The sequence below is a fragment of the Sphingomonas colocasiae genome, from assembly GCF_019880585.1.
Lineage (GTDB): Bacteria > Pseudomonadota > Alphaproteobacteria > Sphingomonadales > Sphingomonadaceae > Sphingobium_A > Sphingobium_A colocasiae.
Window position 1 is genome coordinate 318,313 of record NZ_JAINVV010000011.1, and the last position, 18,987, is coordinate 337,299.

An 18,987-nucleotide genomic window follows, 5' to 3' on the forward strand; every position below is an offset into this window, starting at 1 on the left:
CATGACCAAGAGCCCCTCGGTCGCCACCCAGGCGAACGACATGATCGACATGCGCGCCGCCCTTGCGGATGGGCGCACGACCCCGGCCGCGCTGGTGGAACGGGCGATCGAACGCGCGGACGCCGCCAACGCCCAGCTCAACTTCATCGCATGGCCGGCCTTCGAACGCGCCCGCGCCCAGGCGCGGGAACCACGCACCGGCGCGCTCGCAGGCATCCCGACGCTGATCAAGGACATGATCGACGAAAAGGACATGCCGGCAAGCTGGGGCGCCAATGTGCTGCGCGATCATGTGGCCCGACAGGACGGCCCCTATACGATGGCGATCGCCGATGCCGGGCCGATCTCGATCGCGCGCTCGACCATGCCCGAACTGGGGCTCAACGTCGCGACGGAATCGCCGCTGACCGGGCCGACGCGCAACCCCTGGAGCCTCGATCACGCGCCCGGCGGCTCCTCGGGCGGCGGATCGGCGGCGGTGGCGGCGGGCGTCGTGCCCGTCGCGCATGCGAGCGACGGGCTTGGTTCGATCCGTCACGGCGCGGCCCCTTGCGGGCTGGTCGGGCTCAAGCCATCGCGCGGGCGCAATATCGGCGACGAGGCGATGCACGGCTTCACCGATCTGGGCGTCAATGGCTGCGTCAGCCGCACGGTGCGCGACAGCGCCGCCTGGCTGGAAGCGACGCAGACGCGAGATCCAGGCGCCGCCTTCGCGCCCGTCCCGCTCGTCACCGAAGCGATCGACAGCGGGCTGCGCATCCATTGCCATGCCACCGTCATGCGCACGGGTGCGGGGCCGGATGCCGGCGTCGCCCGCGTCTTCGCTGAAACCGTCCATCTGCTCGAACGGCTTGGCCATAGCGTGTGCGACGGCCGGCTGCCGTTCGACGGCCCCGATACGATCGCGGCGCTCAACAGCTTCATCGAAGGCCGCTTCACCCGCCAGCTCGATGTGCTTGCCGCGCATATCGGCATCCCCATCACACCCGCGGATCTGGAATATCGCTCGGCGACACTGGTCGCGGCGGGCAAGCTGATCGACGATGCGCGCTTCGCCGGCGCGACGCGCGCGATGGAACGCGCCGCCATCGCCTATCTCGCCGGTTTCGAGACGTTCGATATCTGGATGACGCCCACCTTCAGCACGGAGATCGTGCGGATCGGCGTGTTCGGTCCCGACGGCGCATGGCAGGACCAGCGCGACCATCTGGTCGATTATGCCGGCTATTGCTGGATCGACAATTTCGCGGGCACCCCGGCGATCAGCCTGCCCATGGGTTTCAGCGACACCGGCTTGCCCATCGGCATCCAGTTCGCCACCCGGCCCGGTGGCGAAGCGCTGCTGCTCGCGCTCGCCCATCAGCTCGAGGCCGCGGTCCAATGGTGGCGCCGCACGCCGCCGATCTGGTTCGGGGGCAATATCGCATAGCCGCTCAGCGCAGGAAGAACGCGACCGGCAGGTCCAGCTCGATCTCCTCCGGCAATGCCTCGGGAATGGCGGGCAGCGGCTGCGCGCGCCGCACCGTTTCGAGCGCGGCCCGATCGAGCGAGGGTGACGCCGAACCGCGCAGGATGCGCGCGGCCAGCACCCGGCCCGCGCGGTTCATGCGAAACCGGATATGCGCCACCCCCTCCTCGCGACGCGCGCGCGCATCGGCGGGGAAGCGGCGATGGCGCTCGAGATGGGCGAGCAGGCGCGCTTCCCAACTGTCGCGCATATTGCTCGACACCGCCGGGGCCGGCGGCGCCGGAAGCGATCGGGGCGCGGTCGTCTCGGGCACGGGCGGCCTGGCGGCGGCCTCGATCGGCTCGGCGGGCTTTGCCGGCTGCGCCGCCGGTACGGGCGTCACCGGCGGCGTCGCCGGCTTTTGCGGCGCCGCGCGCTGCCTTGGCTGCTCGACCTGTTCGGGCCCTTCCTTCACGTCGCGCACCGGATCGGGCGGCGCCGCGAGCGGCAGCAGGTTCACCGTCAGCAGCGATTGCGGCGGCGGCGGGGAATGCCGGTGCAATTGCACCAGCAGCCCCGCCAGCGCGCAGCCATGCAGCAGCAGCGTCAGGGCAAGCCCCTTGGCACGCACGCCGCGCACATCGCGATCGCCATAGCGCGCCACCGGCGCGGCGCCGCGCACGGGGGGCGTGCGGATATCCCAGGGATCCGGCAATTTCATGGGCCCGGCAAGTTCACGGGCATCGTCCGGGCGCCGGGCGCGTGACGATCCACAACGCGCAGCCCAGCAGCAGCACCGCCACGGCCGATGTCACCGCGAATGAGGGATGCGCGCCCATTTCGAAGAACAGCAGCCCCAGCGCCATGCCCGCGCATGCGCCGATCTTGCCGCGTGTCGGGATCGCGCGCTCGGTTCGCCAGGCACGAAGCGCGGGGCCGAAACGCGGATGATCGAGCAGCCCGGCCTCCAGCCGGGGTGAAGACCGCGCGAAACACCCGGCGGCCAGGATCAGGAAGATCGTGGTCGGCATCAGCGGCAGCAGCGCGCCGACGATGCCCAGCCCGACAAGGATCCAGCCCAGCAGCAGCCAGCCGGCGCGCACGGCGCCGGCCGGCCGCCGCCGGGGCCCGCGATCAGGCAAAATGGCGTTCCACCAGCGCGTGCACGCGCGTGAAGGCGGCGCGGGCGCCGTCGATCACGCGCGCATCCTCCGCCCCGCTCAGCGACAGCCCGTCGAGCGCGCCGGTGAATGCGCGCCAATGGCGGGCGCGGCCGTCGGGGTGGCCGGCCAGGTGGCGGGCGCCGCGATCGCCATCCAGCCCCAGCGCCGCCGCCGCCTTGTAGAGAAAGGCCGCCCCCAGGTTCGACCCTTCGGCGACATAGAGCCAGCCCAGCGCCGGCGGCAGCTCGATCGCGCCCGGCGCGAACGGCGCCGTGCCATCGGCGGCGGGCACGGGCGCATCGAGATCGGCGAGATCGGCGCCGATCCGCTCCAGCCGGTTGCGCGCCGACAGATCGGGCAGCAGCGATGCCAGCACCGGATCGGCGTAAAGCGCGTCGAGATCCCGGTGAAACGCATATTGCACCGCCAGGAAGCGGCGATAATTGGCGATGTCGGCAAAGGGCTCCGCCGCCATGATCCGCCTGTCCAGCCGGTCATGCGTCTCGCCGGTCATGGATTTGAGGCGCTGGGAAAGCGGCGCCGTCATCGTCTCCGTCGGTGTCATGATCGGTCCTTTCAGAATCTGAGGTTCACGCCCAGCCGGACCTGATCGGTCTTCAGCCGCGTCTTCGCCTGGAAATCGAAAAGCTGGTCCCATTCCGCGATCTCGTAAGTGCCGGTGAACCGGGTGCTCTTCATGTCCTGGAAGCGATATTCGGCGCGCAGCGCGATATGATCGGCCAGCGCGAATTCGACGCCGCCGCCGGCGGTATAGCCCTGCGAGCGGCCGCTATCGGCGAACGAGACGGTGCGGTCGCGCTTGTAGAGGAGTTCGGTGTCGGCGCGCACCCAGCCGGCGCTGCCATAGACGAACCAGCGATCGAGCGTGACGCCCGCGCGTGCCCGCACCGACAGGAACTTGTCATAGGAAACCTGCGCCAGCGCCCGCGTATAGGGAATGCCCGATATGCCGGCCTTGCTCCAGCTGTAATCGCCCTCCACGCCCAGCGCGAACAGGCTGTTGAGCTGATAGGTATAGCCCGCCTGCACGCCGTAGATGCCGGCATCGGCATCGCCCAGTTCATATTCCCGCCACTCGATCGGCTGCGCGTTGACGCCGATTTCCAGCCCGGTGATCGCCACGCCGCCATTCTGGTAGCCGCCGCTGGCGCCGATATGGAATCCGGTCCAGTCATAGCTGCCCTCCGCGCGGGCATGTTTGCGCGACCAGAAGGGCGCGATGCCCGCACCGTCGTTGGTGGCGGGGGAAAGCGCCGCCGTGATGCCCAGCCGCACGGTGCGGCCGGGCGCGGGCACCAGGCCCAGGCTCAGCGGCTCGACATAATAGACGTCGCCGACATTCTCGACGCCCAGTTCCAGATCGACGCCCTTGGCGATCCGGGCGGAGGCGAACAGATCGACGGTGGTATAGGGATCCCAGGGAATGGCGGAGATGAAGGGTGAAGCGCCGCCCGCCGGCACCTCGAACGGCACGGTCCGCTTGCCGACATGGCTCAGCCGCCCGCTCAGCGTCAGCCGCTCGTCGAACAGCTTCTGCGTCAGCAGCAGGTTCAGCGAGAATTCGGGCGGGATGTGGTTCGTCGCGTAATCGGCCGCCAGCGAACTCTTCTTGCAGGGTTCGGCGCGCCGGCAAAAGGCGATGTCGGTATAGCGGGTGGCGGAAGCATCGAGCGAGAAACCGCCCGTCTTGTAGTTGAGCGCCGCTTCGACCCCCGCGAATTTCGCGCGATCGATGTTGAAGATGAACATCGAATAGGTGGAGGTGTTGTAGCGGCGGCTGATATAATCCTCGATGTCATTGTCGAAATAGACCAGCTTCAGGCCCAGATCGTCACCGTCGGACAGCGCGTTGCGGCGCGAGAAATTGGCGCCGAATTCCCAGTCGTGCGCGCGCTCGGGCCGCAGCGCCGGATCGGCCGACATGATGAAGCCGCGCGTCGCCTCCAGCAGCGCGGGCATGCGCACCGCGTCGCGATAGCTGGCGAAGAATTGCAGCCCGTCGACGGGCTCGACCGTCGCGCCGAACGAAAAGCCCAGCGCATTGTCCTTGCGCTCCGGATCGGTGGGCCGGGCCAGCTTGTCGTGCAGCCGGTAGCCGGTGTAGCGGAACCCGCCATCCACCATCAGCCATTTGGCGGGCGCCAGCCGGGTGCGCAGCCATGCGCTGGTTTCGTTGCGCGATCCCTCGCGCCCCGGAATGCCGTCCCACATCTCCGCGACCGGGCCGGTCTTCTCGTACAGATATTGCAGGCCATATTCGGCGACGAACTCGCCCCCGCCCAGCCCGACGCGCGATCGGTTGCTGATCTCTCCGCCGCGCATCTTCACGAATTTGGGGCCGCTCGATCCATTGCCCAGCGCCTGGCTCGCCTCGACCAGATCGGTCGCCCAGGCATCGGCCTTCAGATGGATCAGCTCGCTCGCCGGATCCCAGGCATAACGGGCGGCATAGCGATCGAGATCGGAGGTGGAGAGCCGCCCCTGGCCGACCGTATCGGTGTTGCGATAGATGCTGGCGGGATAATTCTCGCCGAACTTGCTCACATATTTGGCATAGCTCAGTTCCAGCGCATGATCGGGCGCGAAGCGCACCGTCGCCTTGACCAGGCCGGACTTGGTCTCGTTCGAGGTGTTCAGCACCTCCTCGCCGCCGACGAAGCGCGTGCGGCCGGGCGCCGCATACCATTGCAGCACATCGCCGCACCATTCGGGATTGGCGATGCAATAGGACGGCGCCGAACCCGGCCTGGGCGCGCCCTTGCCGTTGGTGCCGGCATGGTAATTGCCCGCGCGGCGGTGGGAGAAGCCGCCGACCAGATCGAACAGGTCGCTCTTGATCCCCAGCGCGATGCTGGCCGATCCCGCCGTGGGCGACAAGGCGCCGGGCCGGTCGATCGGCTGGCGCAGGCCATTGTCGTCACCCAGCTTGCTGGCGCGATAGGCGATGTCGAGGCCAGTGGTGTTGCCGGTGAGCGATCCCTTCAGCCGGATGCCGATCGATGCGCCTTCGGCGACGATATCGTCGGGGGTGATCGTCGTCATCGCCACGGTGCCGCCGATCGCTCCGGTGCCACCCGGCCCGGTCGCCGGCCCCTTTTCGATCGCGATCGATCCGATGAAATCGCGATCGACATAGGTGCGGCTGCCGATGCCCTGATAGCCGCGATAGACGGTGGTGCCGTTGGTCGTGCCGTCGACGGTGACGGCGACGCGGCCCTGGCCCTGCAGGCCGCGGACATTGGGGTTGAGCCCGCCCGAACCGCGCGCCTCGCCGGAAAACACGCCCGGCGCGCTTTTCAGAAGATCGGCGGGCGATGTGCCGGGAAAACGCTCGATCACCTCGCGCCGCACGATCGCGACCGATCCGGGCGTGCGATATTCGGTGCCGGGGGTGCCGTCCCACCCGGCGCTGCCGGTGCCGGCGGCCCCACCGCCATCGGCGGCGCCCTCCACCCGCAGCGTGCCGAGCAGCGTCGCGCCGTCGGCGCCCGCCTGCGGCGCGGCCTCCAGCGTGAAGGCGCGTGTGCCGGTCTGGCGATAGCTCAGGCCGGTGCCGTCGAGCAGCCGCGAAAGCGCGGCGGTGGCGGACATGTCGCCGGACACCGCCGCCGATCTCTTGCCCGCCGAAAGCGCGCTGGAATAGGTGATCTGGATGCCGGTCGCATCCATCAGCGCATGCAGCGCGCTATCGAGCGATTGCGCCGGGATCGATATCCGTTTCTGCGCCTGCGCCTGCGCGGCCGGGGGCGGCAGCGCCCCCGTCAGCGCGGCGCCCGCCAGCAGCCCGGCCATCAACCTGATACGCGAAATACCCGTCATCCCGTTTCCCCGAGACCGATCGCATCTCCACCCTGTAGATGCTAATGAAAGTCAGTCTTATTAGTGGGACGCAAAGCCGGGGGCGATCCTGCAAGGATGGATTCATTTTCTCCGATTTTTTTCAGCGCAGGATCAGGATGCGCCCGGCGATGCTGGTGATGCGCGTGCCCGAAAGGCGCGCCAGTTCGGCCATCGCCGCATCGGGATCGTCCAGGCGCAGGCCGCCGCTGATCCGCATCGTCGCGGCGTCGCCATTGGCGACGACGATCCAGCCGCGATGATAGCGGCGCAGTTCATCGACGACGTCGCCCAGCGGCCGGCCGGAGAAATACAGGCGCCCACGCGTCCATCCGAACGCCTCGAACGGTTCGATCGCGTGCACCGGGGCCAGCCCGGCGCCGCGCGCCGCGCTTGCCTGGCCCGCGCCCAGCACCGCGCGCGCGGGCGCGTCCGCCGTCGCGCGCAGCTCGACCACGCCCTCCTCCACCGCGACCTGTTCGCCCGCCGCGCCGCGCGCGACCGCGAAGCGCGTGCCGATATCGCGGATCACGGCATCGCCGCTCAGCATCCGGAACGGCCGGGCATCCTTGGCGACGGTCACGAAGGCGCGGCCGCGCAACAGGCGGATCTCGCGGCGGTCGCCGCCGATATCGGCATCGATCGCCGAACCGCTGTCGAGCGTCACCAGCGTGCCGTCGTCGAGCCGCGCGGTGGCGATCTCGCCGATCGCGGTGGCGTGATCGGCGGGCCAGGCGATCTGCGTGCCGGTCAGCCTGAGGCCGATGCCGGTGACGGCGAACAGGCAGAGCGCAAGCGCGCTCGCGGTGGTTGCCGCCCGCGTGCGGCGCCCCGGCCGCACCCGCCTCGCCGCCCCCGCCAGCGCGGACGATCCCCAAAGCCGCTCGATCCGGGCATAGGCGGCGTCATGCCGGGGATCGGCGGCGCGCCACGCCTCGAAGCCCTGCGGGTCGTCGCCCGCCTGGTTGGCGACAAACCAGGACAATGCCCTTGCGTCGGTCGGCGACAATGCATCGCCCGCTTTCCTGCCGCCCGTCATCGCGCCTCTCCCCTCGGCCTCTGCCGATAAGACGCATGGCGGCGCGCGATCCTGCAAATCATCTCAATCCTCCCGCTCGATCAGCTGCGAGAGGCAGAGCGCGAGCGCGCGTTCGATGTCGTTGGATACGGTGCGCAGCGATATGCCCAGCGCTTCGGCGATGCGCGGATAGGTCCAGCCTTCCACGCGGCTGAGCAGCAGGACCTTGCGCGCGCGCGCGGGCAGCCCGCGCAACGCCGCTTCGAACGCACGCTGCTGTTCGGCGGCGATCAGCGCGGCATCGGCGAGCGGCGCCTGCGACGCGACCTGCAGCGCCTCCTCGTCGTCGATCGATCCCGCTTCCAGATGCGCGCGCACCTTGCGGCGGCGGAGATGATCGATCGAGAGGTTGCCGGCGATGCGATAAAGGAACGCGCGCAGGTTGCGGATCGCACCCTGCTCCTCCTCCTCCGCGATCCGCGCCATCGCCCGGATCCAGGTTTCCTGCACGATATCCTCGGCATCGCCGGGCGAACGGACACGCCCCTGCACATGCGTCACCAGCGGCGCATGATGTTCGCGGATGATCCGGGAAAGAGCGTCGTCGGCCAGGGGAAACTCGTGCGCGGCGCGAGTCATGGAAGCGACCCGCCGGAATGGCCTAAGGCAATTGCGATTCATTCGCAATAAATTCCCGAATGCCCCAACAGTTTCCGTTCACAGAAACCATATTGACAGCGGCGCAAGAAATAATAGTTTCCACATATAGAAACTATTGGACTCGGACGATGCTGGCTCAACCCCTTGATCGCATGTTCTTCGCGCTCGCCGATCCGCAGCGCCTCGCCATGGTCGAGCAATTGAGCGCCGGCCCCGCGACCGTGAAGGCGCTCGCCGCCCCCTCGGGCATGCGGCTGCCCTCCGCGGTCAAGCATCTCAAGGTGCTGGAGGATGGCGGCATCGTCGCATCGCGCAAGATCGGCCGCGCGCGCACCTTCAGCATCCGGACCGACGCGCTGCACCTGATCGGGGACTGGGCGCGCGATCGCGAAACCGCGTGGAACGCGGCGTTCGACCGGCTCGCCGCCGCGATGCTGGAACTACGCCAAGAGGAGGATGGAGAATGACGACCGACCCTGTCGCGCATCACAGCTTCGTGATCGAGCGCGAATTGCCCGGACCGCCCCGTCAGGCCTTCCGCTTCTGGAGCGATCCGAAGCTCAAGGATCGCTGGAGCGGATGCCATGCCGACTGGACCATCCTGGAGGATGCGTTCGATTTCCGGCCCGGCGGCCTGGAGATCAAGCGCTGGCGCACGCCCGAGGGCGAGGAACTGACCTTTCACGGCCATTATCTCGATATCGTGCCCCGGGAACGCATCATCTATGCCTATGAGATGAGCTTCGGCGGCGTCCGGCTCTCCGCTTCGCTGGTGACGATCGAACTGACGCCGCAGGGCGATCGCACGCGGATGAAATTCACCGAACAGGCCGCCTTTCTGACGGGCGACGACGCCAGCGAGCAGCGCCGCCAGGGCACGCAGGAGGGCGTCGACCGGCTGGTCGACGCGATCGCGGCGGACATGCCGGATGCGGCGTGACGTCCGCCGGACGATCGTCGCGGCGGCGGCGATCCTGTGCCTGTCCGCCACCGCGCCCGCCCAGGCGCAGCCGGCGCCCGGCGGCCGTTACGAGCAGATCGGCCCGCTCCGCCTTTATTACGAGGTGCATGGCCAGGGGAAACCGCTGCTGATCCTGCATGGCGGCGGATCGACGATCGAGACCAGTTTCGGCGCGGTCCTGCCGATGCTCGCCGCCCGTCGCCGTGTCATCGCGCCCGAGCAACAGGCGCATGGCCACACCGCCGATATCGATCGCCCCCTCTCCTTCAGCCGGATGGCCGACGACACCGCCGCGCTGCTGCGCCGGCTCGGCACCGGCAAGGTCGATGTGCTTGGCTTCAGCAATGGCGGCAGCGTCGCGATGGAACTGGCGATCCGCCATCCGGATCTCGTCGATCGGCTGGTGCTGGGATCGGTCTATTATCGACGCGACGCGATCAGGCCGGAATTGCTGCGCGCCTTCGCAACCGCCGACGCGCGCAGCATGCCGGACATTTATCGCCAGGCCTATCTGAAGGTCGCCCCCGATCCGCGCGGCCTCGATACGCTGACGCCCAAGCTGATGCGCAACCTGCTCGGCTTCGACGGCTGGAGCGACGCGCGGCTCGCATCGATCAAGGCGCCGACGATGATCGTGCAGGCGAATGACGATGTCGCGCCGCTGGAGCATGTCGCGCAGATGGCCCGGATCATCCCCGGCGCGCAGCTCGTCGTCCTGCCGGGCGGCCATGGCGCCTATCTCGGCGAGGCGATGGCGGCGATCCCGGAGAGCGAATTGCCGGTCCATGCGATGGGGATCATCATGGAGTTTCTGGACGCGGGGCCAGCCGCCGGGATGGCACGAAAAGCCCGGTAGATCGCTGCTCCCCCTCCATCTGGCGGTGGCCGGATATCCGGCTTTTCCGCAGTGATCGGCCATGACAAGGCTTCACCTCCGCCCGCCCTGCATGGGCATCGCCGCCACCGGGACTCATCGGCCGGGCGGATGCCGCGCATGACCGGCGCCGGATCGCTGTTCGACGCGTTCGGCATCGGCGGGCTGACGCTGCGCAACCGCTTCGTCATGTCGCCGATGACGCGCAGTTTTTCGCCGGGCGGCATACCGGGCGGGAATGTCGCCGCCTATTATCGGCGACGGGCCGAAGGGGGCGTCGGGCTGATCGTGACCGAGGGTACTGGGATCGACCATCCCGCCGCGATCGACCACGCAGACATTCCGAGGATGGCCGGCGAAGCCGCCGCCGGCGGCTGGTCGACGGTCGTGGAGCAGGTCCATGCCGCGGGCGGGCGCATCTTTCCGCAGCTCTGGCATCAGGGCCCGTTGCTCGGTGCGCTCATCGGCGCATCGCCCCCGCAGCAATTGCGCCCCTCGGGCCACTGGGGTTCACCCGGCGTGCATTCGCTCGATCCCGATTATGTCGAACGCGCAGGGCCGCCCGCACGCGCCATGACCGAAGAGGATATCGCCGATGTCGTCCATGCCTATGCCCGCAGCGCCCGCGCGGCGCAGCGGATCGGCTTTGACGGGATCGCGATCCACGGCGCGCACGGCTATCTGATCGACAGTTTCCTGTGGGAAGACACCAACCGGCGCGACGATCGCTGGGGCGGCGACCTGACCAGACGCAGCCGCTTCGCGGTGGAGACGGTGCGCGCGATCCGCGCGGCGGTGGGCGAAGGCTTCCCGATCCTGTTCCGCTTCTCCCAACACAAGTCGCAGGATTATCGCGCCCGGCTCGCGCAAAGCCCGGACCAGCTCGAAACCCTGCTCGGCCCGATCGCCGATGCCGGCGTCGACATCTTCGATGCGAGCACGCGCCGCTTCTGGGACGCGGCCTTTGCGGGATCCGAGCTCAACCTGGCCGGCTGGGCGAGGAAATTGACGGGCCGGCCCGCGATGATGGTCGGCGGCGCGGGCCTGCCCCCCGGCCCGGCGGACGGACACTGGCGCGCGGGTGCGTCGGGCGCCGACACGATCGCGCGCGCCGCCGAGTGGATCGCGCGCGGCGATGTCGACCTGATCGGCGTCGGCCGCGCATTGCTGGCCAACCCCGATCTGGTCCGCCGCGTGGCGGAAGGTCAGCCGCTGGCGCCATTCGATCCGGCGCTGACGCGGACGCTTGCCTGAAGGGTGGATGGGTAAAGCAGCGCCAGGGATCCAGCCGGAACAAGCCCCCGTCAGGCAAGCAGCGCCACGCTGTTGAGCACCAAGCGGACGAGATCGGCCTGCCGGCTGACGCCCAGCTTCGCGAACACATATTTGCTGTAGGTCCGCACCGAGCTTTCGGCGAGGCCGAGCGCCGCCGCCGCTTCGGCCAGGCTCATGCCGTTGGCGAGGTGCATGGCGAGCCGCGCCTCGGTCGGGCTGAGGCCGAAGATGCGCCCGACAAGCTGGTCCGAAGCCAGCCGTCGCGTCGCCGCCTGCGAGACATAGACGATGACGGCCGGATAGACGTCTCCGCGCGTCTGATCGGAGCATTCGACGCTGCGCACCAGCAGGCCCAGGTCGCTTTCCTCGCCCTCCACCTTCAGCGCATCGATGAAGCTGGCCGCCCCATTCCGGCTGCGATGATCGAGCGCTTCCTTGACGAGCGCCTGGAACTGCGCGTTCGCTTGGCTCGACGAAATGGCCAGCCGCCCCCGATTGATCAGAAGCTGGGGAATGTCCTCCACCATCCGGCTGGCTTCCATGATCGCGCCGGTGCCGTCGAGGATCACCGTGCCGATCGACATCCTTTCCAGCGTATCCGCCAGCACCATTTCGCGCGAGCGCGCCTGTTCGAGCTTGGCGTAGGTTTCCAGCGCGCGTTCCAGATGAGGAATCAGCCGCTGGAGGCAGGCCTTGTCGGCGCGATCGAAATTTCGCTTCGACGGGCCGTTCATCAGGCCCATGCCGCATTTCCATCCGCTCGGTTCGGATACGAGTATCCCGAGCTGATATTCGATGCCGAACGGCGCCATCAATTCGGTGTAGAAGCTCGTCTTCACCAGCTCTTCGCGCGCGATCACCTCGTCCAGGATGCGCACGTCGCCCGAACGCGTCAGCGCCTTGCCCAGCGGATCCAGATCGCAAAGCCGCAGGCGCGATCCGCGCACCGCCTCGGCATCGTCGCCCTGCCCGCCGCTTTCCCAGATGACGAGTTGCGGCAGGTCTCGGGAGAAATGGCGCAGGGTCATCGCGGCGACATCGCTGCCCAGGTGACTCCGCAGCCGCTGGAGAAAGCCCCTCCAGGGCTGTTCGTCGAGCGGCCCCTGATAGACGAGCGCGACAAGCTCCTCATAGGCTTGCGACCACTCATGGTCCGGGGCGGCCGCGCCCGCGCCCGCAATGTCGTCATCCGTCATCGGCCTGGCTCGTCGCGCGCGATCGTCTGCTTGCGATCGGCAATGCGGCATGGTGCCGCCGCCGATCGTCGCAGGACTGATCCGTGGCCAGCCCGATGTCAACCGATGCGCCGAACCATCGGCGCTATTGCGCGAGATAGCCGCCATCGATCGCGAGTTCGGTGCCGGTGACGAAACTGGCTTCGTCCGATGCCAGGAAAAGCACGCCATAGGCGACTTCCTCGGGTTCGCCGAGCCGGCCGAGCGGCGTCGCCTCGATCGCCCGGCTCGGCCCGGCCGCAACGCCCCTGTTCTCGAGCGCGCCCTGCGACATCGGCGTGCGGATCCATCCCGGAAGGATCGCATTGACGCGGATGCCGTTGCGCTGGGCGGCGCAGTGGAGCGCGGCGGATTTGGTGAGCAGGCGGACGCCGCCCTTGCTCGCCACATAAGCGGCGGTGTTCGGGCTGCCGACCATCCCGAGGATCGACGAGAAATTGACGATCGAACCCCCGCGCCCGGTGCGGCGGATGGCGCCGATGCCATGTTTGACGCCCAGGAACACACCGTCCAGATTGACGCGCATCATCGCGCGCCACTCGTCGAGGTTCAGCGCCTCGACGGTGCCGAGCGGATCGCCGATCCCCGCATTGTTCACCACTATGTCGAGCCCGCCGAACGCGGCATGCGCCTGATCGAGCGCCGAGATCCAGCTTTCCTCGTCCGCGACGTCATGGTTCGCGAAGATGGCGGAACCGCCCGCCCGGCGGATATCGGCGGCCACCTGTTCACCGGAATCCGCGCGGATATCGGTGACGACGACCGCCGCCCCCTCCCGCGCGAGCAGCGTCGCCGACGCCGCGCCCATGCCCGATCCGGCCCCCGTCACCAGCGCGACCTTGCCCTTCACGCGATCAGCCATCGATATCCGTCCTTGACGAGAGCGAAGAAACCGCCGGCTTCATGCGCATTGGCCGCGCGAAACGGCGGAGATCGTGGCCCCGCCATCCACGACCATCACCTGCCCGGTCATGCCGCGCGATGCGTCCGACGCCAGGAACAGCGCCGCCGACGCGATGTCCGCCGGATCGATCAGCCCCAGCAGATGGCGATCCATCCAGCTCGACCGGATCTTGCCGTCCGCCGCATATTGCGTGACGCGTCTTGTGCCGGTGGCACCCGGCGCGATCGCGTTGACCCGGATATTGTCGGCCGCGAGCGAGACCGCCATCGATCGCGTCAGCGACGCGACCGCGCCCTTCGCGGCGGTATAGGCGTCATAGCCCGGATGGCCGATCAGCGCCGCGGTCGAACTGGTGTTGATGATCGCGCCACCGCCCCCTCGGCGCAGCGCGGCGATGCCGTGCCGGCACACCAGCCAGGTGCCGAGCACATTCACTTCATAAGCGGCCCGGAACACCTCCATCGGGGTATCCGATACCGGCCCGTCCCCGGCCGAGGATCCGCCCGCATTGTTGTAGAGGATGTCGATACGGCCGAATTGCGCCTCCGCCCCCGCGATCGAACGGGCGACGCTGTCGTCGCTCCGCACATCGGTCTCCACGAACAGGCAGCGATGGCCCGCGCCGCGCAATGCCTCCGCCAGGGCCGATCCGCCCTCCGCATCGACATCGGCGATCACCACCGCAGCCCCCTGCGCCGCGAAGCCATGGCATGCGGCCTCGCCGATGCCCGCCGATCCGCCCGTGATATAGGCGACCTTGCCCCGGAGCATCATGTGCGCGGCCGATCGTAGAAACCCGGCGAACGCTCGAGATGCAGCCGGGTCAGCTTGCGGAAGGAGATCAGCCAGCGACCGTCCACCTTGCGATAATGCTCGTGATAATGGCCATGGCCGTGCATCGTCTCGGCGCGCTCCCCGTCGCTCCACCACAGCCGGTCCTCCATCGCCCAGATGCCGCTGGCCTCGGTTTCGGAAAGCAGGGTGATTTCCGGATTATGCCCGTGATGGCAGGTGATGAGCGGCACCGGCCCCTCGATGAAGTCGCGGATGCGCGCGATCATCTCCGGGATGCCGACATAGTCGTAGACCGGGGCATTCCCATCCGGCGTCGCGGCGCCGGGATGATCGCCATAGGTCTGCCCGCGAACATCCCCGGTGTGGCAGGCGGCGTAGAGATCCCAGTCCTTCATATCCAGCGCGCGCAGCCGCGCCGCGAAAAGCTGGTGAATCTCGATAATGTCGGCCAATCGATGCAGTTCTGTCATCACGCTCCCTCTCCCGGATCATGCGGATGATTGTCGCGGCCGGCGCGCCTTCGATATCCTCAAACGGGGATGCCGGGCCCAGGCGGAACCGCCCTGTTCTTTCATCCATAAATGGGGATTCTTGCCCCGCCCTTGCCCGCATAGGCTCGGATCGTGGCGTCCGGTCCGGCCGGGCAGCAGAAAAGAACAAGGGGAGAGGGGAATGAGGTCGAGCCTGTTTCTAGCGTGCGCGGCACTGATCGGCGTGATGCCCGCGGCCGGCCGGGCGGCGTCCGATCCGCCCGGCGGCGATGCGCCGGAGCTGGAGGAGATCATCGTCACCGCGCAGAAGCGCGCGGAAAAGGCGCAGGACGTGCCGATCCCGATGAACGTGCTGGGCGCAGCCGCGCTGGAACGGATCGGCTTCACCGACATCACCGATCTCGTCAAGGAAGTGCCGGCGCTCCAGTTGCAGCCCTTCAACTATTCGAGCAGCGTGGTGGACCTGCGCATTCGCGGCGTCGGATCGCTCAACACCATCTCGGTCAGCAACGATCCCGCCGTCGGCCTCTATGTCGACGACGTCTATGTCGCCCGCTCCGCCGGGATCGTCATGGACATGGGCGATGTCGAACGGATCGAGGTGCTGCGCGGGCCGCAGGGCACGCTGTACGGGCGCAACACCATCGGCGGCGCGGTCAAGTTCATCTCCGCCAAGCCGACCGGCACGTTCGGCGTGAACGGAAGCTTCGATTTCGGCAATTTCGGCCATGCGCGCGCGCTGATCAACGTCAACCTGCCCAAATTCGCCGAATTCTCGCTGAAGCTCAGCTATCTGCGGTCCGGCTTCGACGGCTGGGTGAAGAACCCCGGCGCCGGACGCGACTTCGGCCGGCGCGACCGCGAAGGCATCCGCGCGGCGCTCCGCTGGACGCCCGATCCGGACATGACCGTCGATTATGTGTTCGATCGCGGCACGCAGGACGGCACCGCCAATTTCTTCCAGAACGGCTTCCCCCGCAAACGGACCTCGCCGCCGATCGCGACCGCGATGCGCGACGATTTCACCGCGAGCGGACATGCGCTCACCATCGACTGGCGCACGGGCGCCAACATCTCGCTCAAATCGATCACCGCCTTCCGCAAGATCGGCACGAACGCGGTCACCGACACCGCGGGCGCGTTCTTTTCGTTGCCGATCACCGGCTATACCGCCGTCCATCAGAAACAGTTCAGCCAGGAATTGCTGCTGACCGGCGATGTCCCGGACGCGTCGGTGCGCTACACGCTGGGCGCGCTGTTTTTCAAGGAAAGCGGGCGGACGCGGTTCGGCATCGCCACCGGCTTCCCCACCCCCTTCTTCTTCCTCGATCCCGGCCGGGCCCGCAATGTCGCGGCGGGCATGTACGCCAACGTCACCTGGACGCCGCCGCTGCCCGGCCGCCGGCTCGACATCACGATCGGCGCGCGCGCATCCTATGACGAGCGCGAGGCCGCCGGCGGCGTGACCGCGTTCAGCCGTGCATCGACGCATTCGAGCAGCTTCGATCCATCGCTGACGCTCGATTATCGCTGGAGCGACGATATCCACAGCTATGTGAAGATATCGCGCGGCTATCGCACCGGCGGATTCTCGCTGTTCGACGAGGATCTGAGCGCCTTCGATCCCGAACATATCGTCAGCTATGAGGCCGGGCTGAAATCGACGCTGTTCGACAAGCGCCTGCTGTTCAACATCAATGCCTTCCACAATGATTACAGCGATATCCAGGTCTCCGATATCGTGCAGACGCCGAACTGCCCCTTCGGCTGCGCATCGACCGTCAATGGCGGCAGCGCCGATTTCGACGGGTTCGAGGGCGAAGTCGAGGTCCGCCCGGCCGCCGGGCTGCGGCTGCAGGGCAATCTTGCCTATCTCCACACCAGCGGCAGCGTCATTTTCCTCAACGCCCCCAGATGGAGCTACACCGTCGGCGGCGAATATAGCTTCCCGCTCGCATCGCTCGGCACCTTCTCCGCCCTGATCAACTATGCCTATTCGGGCACGCAGGTCAGTTCGACCACCGGCGCGATCGCGTTCCTCAACAACCGGCGAGGGCTGCTCAACGCGCGATTGAGCCTGTCCGATATCGATATCGGCGGCGTCAGGACGAATATCGCGCTCTGGGCGAACAATCTGACGGACAAGGATTATACGGTCTATGCCAATAGCGGCGCGCTGATCTTCGGCGAGCCCCGGACCTACGGCCTCACCTTGCGTCTGGTCTATTGAGGGGATGGTTGCGATGATCGACGAAGCGGGAACGGTCCGTGTCCGGCCGATGACGATACCGCTGCCCGGCTGCCTGAGCGAAGCGGCGAAGGCGCAGTGGATCCGGGCGGTGTTCGATCCGCCGCCGCTCGATCCCCGGCTGCCCATCGCCGAGCAGCGGGCGGCGATGGACCGGATCTTCTACGCGCCCCGGCTGGCGGCAGCGAAGGCGCTGTATCCCGCCCGGATCACGTCTGCGGAGATGGGCGGCGTCCGCGTCGATATCGTCGAAGCGGAGAGCGATATCGCCGATCGCACCGACGATCGCGTGCTGATCTGCCTGCATGGCGGCGGCTTTCGCATCGGCGCGGGCATGGGGGCGCTGCTGGAGGCGATTCCGGTCGCTTCGAAAACCGGGATCCGGACCGTCGCCATCGATTATCGCATGGGGCCGGAACATGAATTCCCCGCCGCCAGCGAGGATGTCGCCGCCGTGTACCGCGCATTGCTGCAATCCCACGCCCCCGGCCGGATCGGCATCTACGGCAATTCGGCCGGGGGCGTGCTCACCGCCATGGCGGCCGCCTGGTTCGCCGAACAGGGCCTGCCGGCCCCCGGCGCGCTCTGCATCGTCTCAGCGCCCGCCGACAATGTCTGGGGCGGCGATTCCCGCTACACCGTCCTCCCGCTGGTGGGATGGCCGGCGCCGGCGGCGGCGCCCAATCCGCCGCCCACGGGCATGCCCTATGTACGGCCGGAGGATCTTCATCACCCGCTCGTCTCGCCCGCCCTCTTCCCGGAGGCCGCGCGCGGCTTTCCCCCGACGATGTTCGTCTGCGGCACGCGTGACGGCGCGGTCAGTTCCGCGATCGCCTCGCACAGCCGCCTCGTCGCCGCGGGCGTCGATGCCACGCTCGAACTCTGGGAGGGCATGGGGCACGGCTTCGTCTTCGACGATGTGAACACTCCGGAGGCGATCGAGGCGCTTGAACTGATCGCCCGCCATTTCGAAGACCATCTGGGCGCCCGCGACGCACGGCAACCCGCCCCCGCGGGATCGGAGCGGACATGACCGACGAGCCCCAAGCCGAAACCGCACCCGCCCTGTCGCGCGTCGACGAACAGGGCACCGCCCATATCCAGCCGTTCGACATACCCGTTTCCAGCTATTGGAGCGACGAGGCGCGCCGGGCCTTCATCGCGCGATATCGCGATCCACCCGAATGGATCGGCGACGATATCGGCGTGACACGCCAGCGGGCGGACGAATTGCTTTATACGCCGCATCTCACGCGCCACCGCGAACGCTATCCCTGCACGATCGACGAAGAGATGATCGGCGGCATCCCCGTCGCGGTGGTCACGCCCCTTGCGGGCATATCCGCGCACAATGAAGGCCGCATCCTCGTCAATCTTCATGGCGGTGGTTTCGAGATCGGCGCCGGATTGGGCGGGCTGGTCGAAGCGATCCCGATCGCAGCCACCACGGGCATCCGCGTGATGGCCGTCGATTACCGCCAGGGGCCGGAACATCGCTTTCCGGCCGCCAGCGAGGATGTCGCCGCCGTCTATCGGGCACTGCTGGACCGGCATCGCCCGCAGGATATCGGCATGTTCGGATGCTCGGCCGGCGGAATGCTCACCGCGATGTCGATCGCCTGGTTCCTCGAGCAGGGCCTGCCGGTGCCGGGCGCGATCGCGCTGCTGTCCGCGATGGCCACCACCCGCTGGTCCGGGGATTCCCGCTTCTGGGGCCTCGCGCTGACCGGGGAAGCGCCCGATCCGGGGAACAGCGATCACTGGTCCAGCTATCTGGAGGGCGTCGATGCCGAAGACCCGCTGGTCTCGCCGCATTTCTTCCCCGAGCTGTTGAAGCGCTTTCCGCCGACGCTGATCGTCGGGGGCACGCGCGACTTCGCCTTCACCGCCGCCTCCGCCGCGCCGGCGCCAGGGCCCGGCTGCATATGTGGGACGGCATGTGGCACGCCTTCTTCAACAATTCGGACCTGCCCGAATCCCGGCAGGTCTACCGGGTGGTCGCCGACTTCTTCGCGAAGGAACTGGGCGGGCGCTGAGGCCGGATCCTGACGAGCCCGG

General features: G+C 67.9%; 18 protein-coding genes. 8 read left to right on the forward strand and 10 right to left on the reverse strand.

Annotation, left to right across the window (positions count from 1 at the left end; translation table 11 throughout):
* Position 1 precedes the first annotated feature (1 nt).
* Positions 2 to 1,429, forward strand: coding sequence for an amidase family protein (locus K7G82_RS23110; protein WP_222992312.1), 1,428 nt, complete (start codon positions 2 to 4; stop codon positions 1,427 to 1,429).
* A 4-nt stretch (positions 1,430 to 1,433) separates the two neighbouring features.
* Here the strand turns inward: K7G82_RS23110 and K7G82_RS23115 are convergent, their stop codons facing one another.
* The 6 genes from K7G82_RS23115 to K7G82_RS23140 all read right to left on the reverse strand — a co-directional run bounded on the left by K7G82_RS23115 (position 1,434) and on the right by K7G82_RS23140 (position 8,125).
* Positions 1,434 to 2,168 carry an energy transducer TonB gene (locus K7G82_RS23115; RefSeq protein ID WP_222992313.1) on the reverse strand — a complete coding sequence of 245 codons (735 nt, stop codon included), beginning with the start codon at positions 2,166 to 2,168 and terminating at the stop codon, positions 1,434 to 1,436.
* Between the two features lie 13 nt (positions 2,169 to 2,181).
* Positions 2,182 to 2,589, reverse strand: a complete 408-nt coding sequence (locus K7G82_RS23120) for a YbaN family protein (protein ID WP_246623798.1) — start codon at positions 2,587 to 2,589, stop codon at positions 2,182 to 2,184.
* Entirely contained in the window at positions 2,582 to 3,175 is a 594-nt protein-coding gene (locus K7G82_RS23125; protein WP_246623799.1) for a biliverdin-producing heme oxygenase, read from the reverse strand. The genes K7G82_RS23120 and K7G82_RS23125 overlap by 8 nt, the downstream gene beginning before the upstream one ends.
* An 11-nt stretch (positions 3,176 to 3,186) precedes the next feature.
* On the reverse strand, positions 3,187 to 6,450 hold the full coding sequence (locus tag K7G82_RS23130) for a TonB-dependent receptor domain-containing protein (protein ID WP_222992314.1): 3,264 nt from the start codon (positions 6,448 to 6,450) through the stop codon (positions 3,187 to 3,189).
* 121 nt (positions 6,451 to 6,571) lie between these two features.
* Positions 6,572 to 7,507: a FecR family protein gene (locus tag K7G82_RS23135; protein WP_222992315.1), complete on the reverse strand. Its 936-nt coding sequence runs from the start codon at positions 7,505 to 7,507 to the stop codon at positions 6,572 to 6,574.
* A 63-nt stretch (positions 7,508 to 7,570) separates the two neighbouring features.
* On the reverse strand, positions 7,571 to 8,125 hold the full coding sequence (locus K7G82_RS23140; protein WP_222992316.1) for an RNA polymerase sigma factor: 555 nt from the start codon (positions 8,123 to 8,125) through the stop codon (positions 7,571 to 7,573).
* Positions 8,126 to 8,274: 149 nt separating this feature from the next.
* Between K7G82_RS23140 and K7G82_RS23145 the strand changes: the two genes are divergently transcribed.
* The 4 genes from K7G82_RS23145 to K7G82_RS23160 all read left to right on the forward strand — a co-directional run bounded on the left by K7G82_RS23145 (position 8,275) and on the right by K7G82_RS23160 (position 11,235).
* The gene (locus tag K7G82_RS23145; protein WP_222992317.1) at positions 8,275 to 8,613 is read left to right on the forward strand and encodes an ArsR/SmtB family transcription factor; all 339 of its coding nucleotides are present in this window, start codon (positions 8,275 to 8,277) and stop codon (positions 8,611 to 8,613) included.
* Positions 8,610 to 9,086, forward strand: coding sequence for an SRPBCC family protein (locus K7G82_RS23150; protein WP_222992318.1), 477 nt, complete (start codon positions 8,610 to 8,612; stop codon positions 9,084 to 9,086). The genes K7G82_RS23145 and K7G82_RS23150 overlap by 4 nt, the downstream gene beginning before the upstream one ends.
* Entirely contained in the window at positions 9,076 to 9,963 is an 888-nt protein-coding gene (locus tag K7G82_RS23155; protein ID WP_222992319.1) for an alpha/beta fold hydrolase, read from the forward strand. The genes K7G82_RS23150 and K7G82_RS23155 overlap by 11 nt, the downstream gene beginning before the upstream one ends.
* Positions 9,964 to 10,101: 138 nt before the next feature.
* Positions 10,102 to 11,235: an NADH:flavin oxidoreductase gene (locus K7G82_RS23160; protein WP_222992320.1), complete on the forward strand. Its 1,134-nt coding sequence runs from the start codon at positions 10,102 to 10,104 to the stop codon at positions 11,233 to 11,235.
* 50 nt (positions 11,236 to 11,285) lie between these two features.
* Here K7G82_RS23160 and K7G82_RS23165 read toward each other — a convergent pair whose 3' ends face one another.
* From K7G82_RS23165 to K7G82_RS23180, 4 genes are all read right to left on the reverse strand, one after another.
* A complete protein-coding gene (locus K7G82_RS23165; protein WP_222992321.1) occupies positions 11,286 to 12,452 on the reverse strand; it encodes a helix-turn-helix transcriptional regulator in 1,167 nt (388 codons plus the stop codon).
* A 124-nt stretch (positions 12,453 to 12,576) separates the two neighbouring features.
* Complete coding sequence (locus tag K7G82_RS23170; protein ID WP_222992322.1) at positions 12,577 to 13,353, reverse strand: glucose 1-dehydrogenase; 777 nt, start codon at positions 13,351 to 13,353, stop codon at positions 12,577 to 12,579.
* A 39-nt stretch (positions 13,354 to 13,392) separates the two neighbouring features.
* Positions 13,393 to 14,169, reverse strand: coding sequence for an SDR family NAD(P)-dependent oxidoreductase (locus K7G82_RS23175; RefSeq protein ID WP_222992323.1), 777 nt, complete (start codon positions 14,167 to 14,169; stop codon positions 13,393 to 13,395).
* Positions 14,166 to 14,660: a nuclear transport factor 2 family protein gene (locus K7G82_RS23180; protein ID WP_222992324.1), complete on the reverse strand. Its 495-nt coding sequence runs from the start codon at positions 14,658 to 14,660 to the stop codon at positions 14,166 to 14,168. Before K7G82_RS23180 ends, K7G82_RS23175 begins: the two co-directional genes overlap by 4 nt.
* Before the next feature lie 202 nt (positions 14,661 to 14,862).
* Between K7G82_RS23180 and K7G82_RS23185 the strand changes: the two genes are divergently transcribed.
* Genes K7G82_RS23185 through K7G82_RS23195 form a run of 3 tightly spaced genes read left to right on the forward strand, consistent with a single transcriptional unit; the run spans position 14,863 to position 18,978 of the window.
* Positions 14,863 to 16,911, forward strand: coding sequence for a TonB-dependent receptor (locus tag K7G82_RS23185; protein ID WP_222992325.1), 2,049 nt, complete (start codon positions 14,863 to 14,865; stop codon positions 16,909 to 16,911).
* Positions 16,912 to 16,924: 13 nt separating this feature from the next.
* Positions 16,925 to 17,962 carry an alpha/beta hydrolase gene (locus tag K7G82_RS23190; RefSeq protein ID WP_222992326.1) on the forward strand — a complete coding sequence of 346 codons (1,038 nt, stop codon included), beginning with the start codon at positions 16,925 to 16,927 and terminating at the stop codon, positions 17,960 to 17,962.
* Positions 17,959 to 18,978, forward strand: coding sequence for an alpha/beta hydrolase fold domain-containing protein (locus K7G82_RS23195; RefSeq protein WP_222992327.1), 1,020 nt, complete (start codon positions 17,959 to 17,961; stop codon positions 18,976 to 18,978). The genes K7G82_RS23190 and K7G82_RS23195 overlap by 4 nt, the downstream gene beginning before the upstream one ends.
* The last annotated feature ends 9 nt before the right edge of the window (positions 18,979 to 18,987 follow it).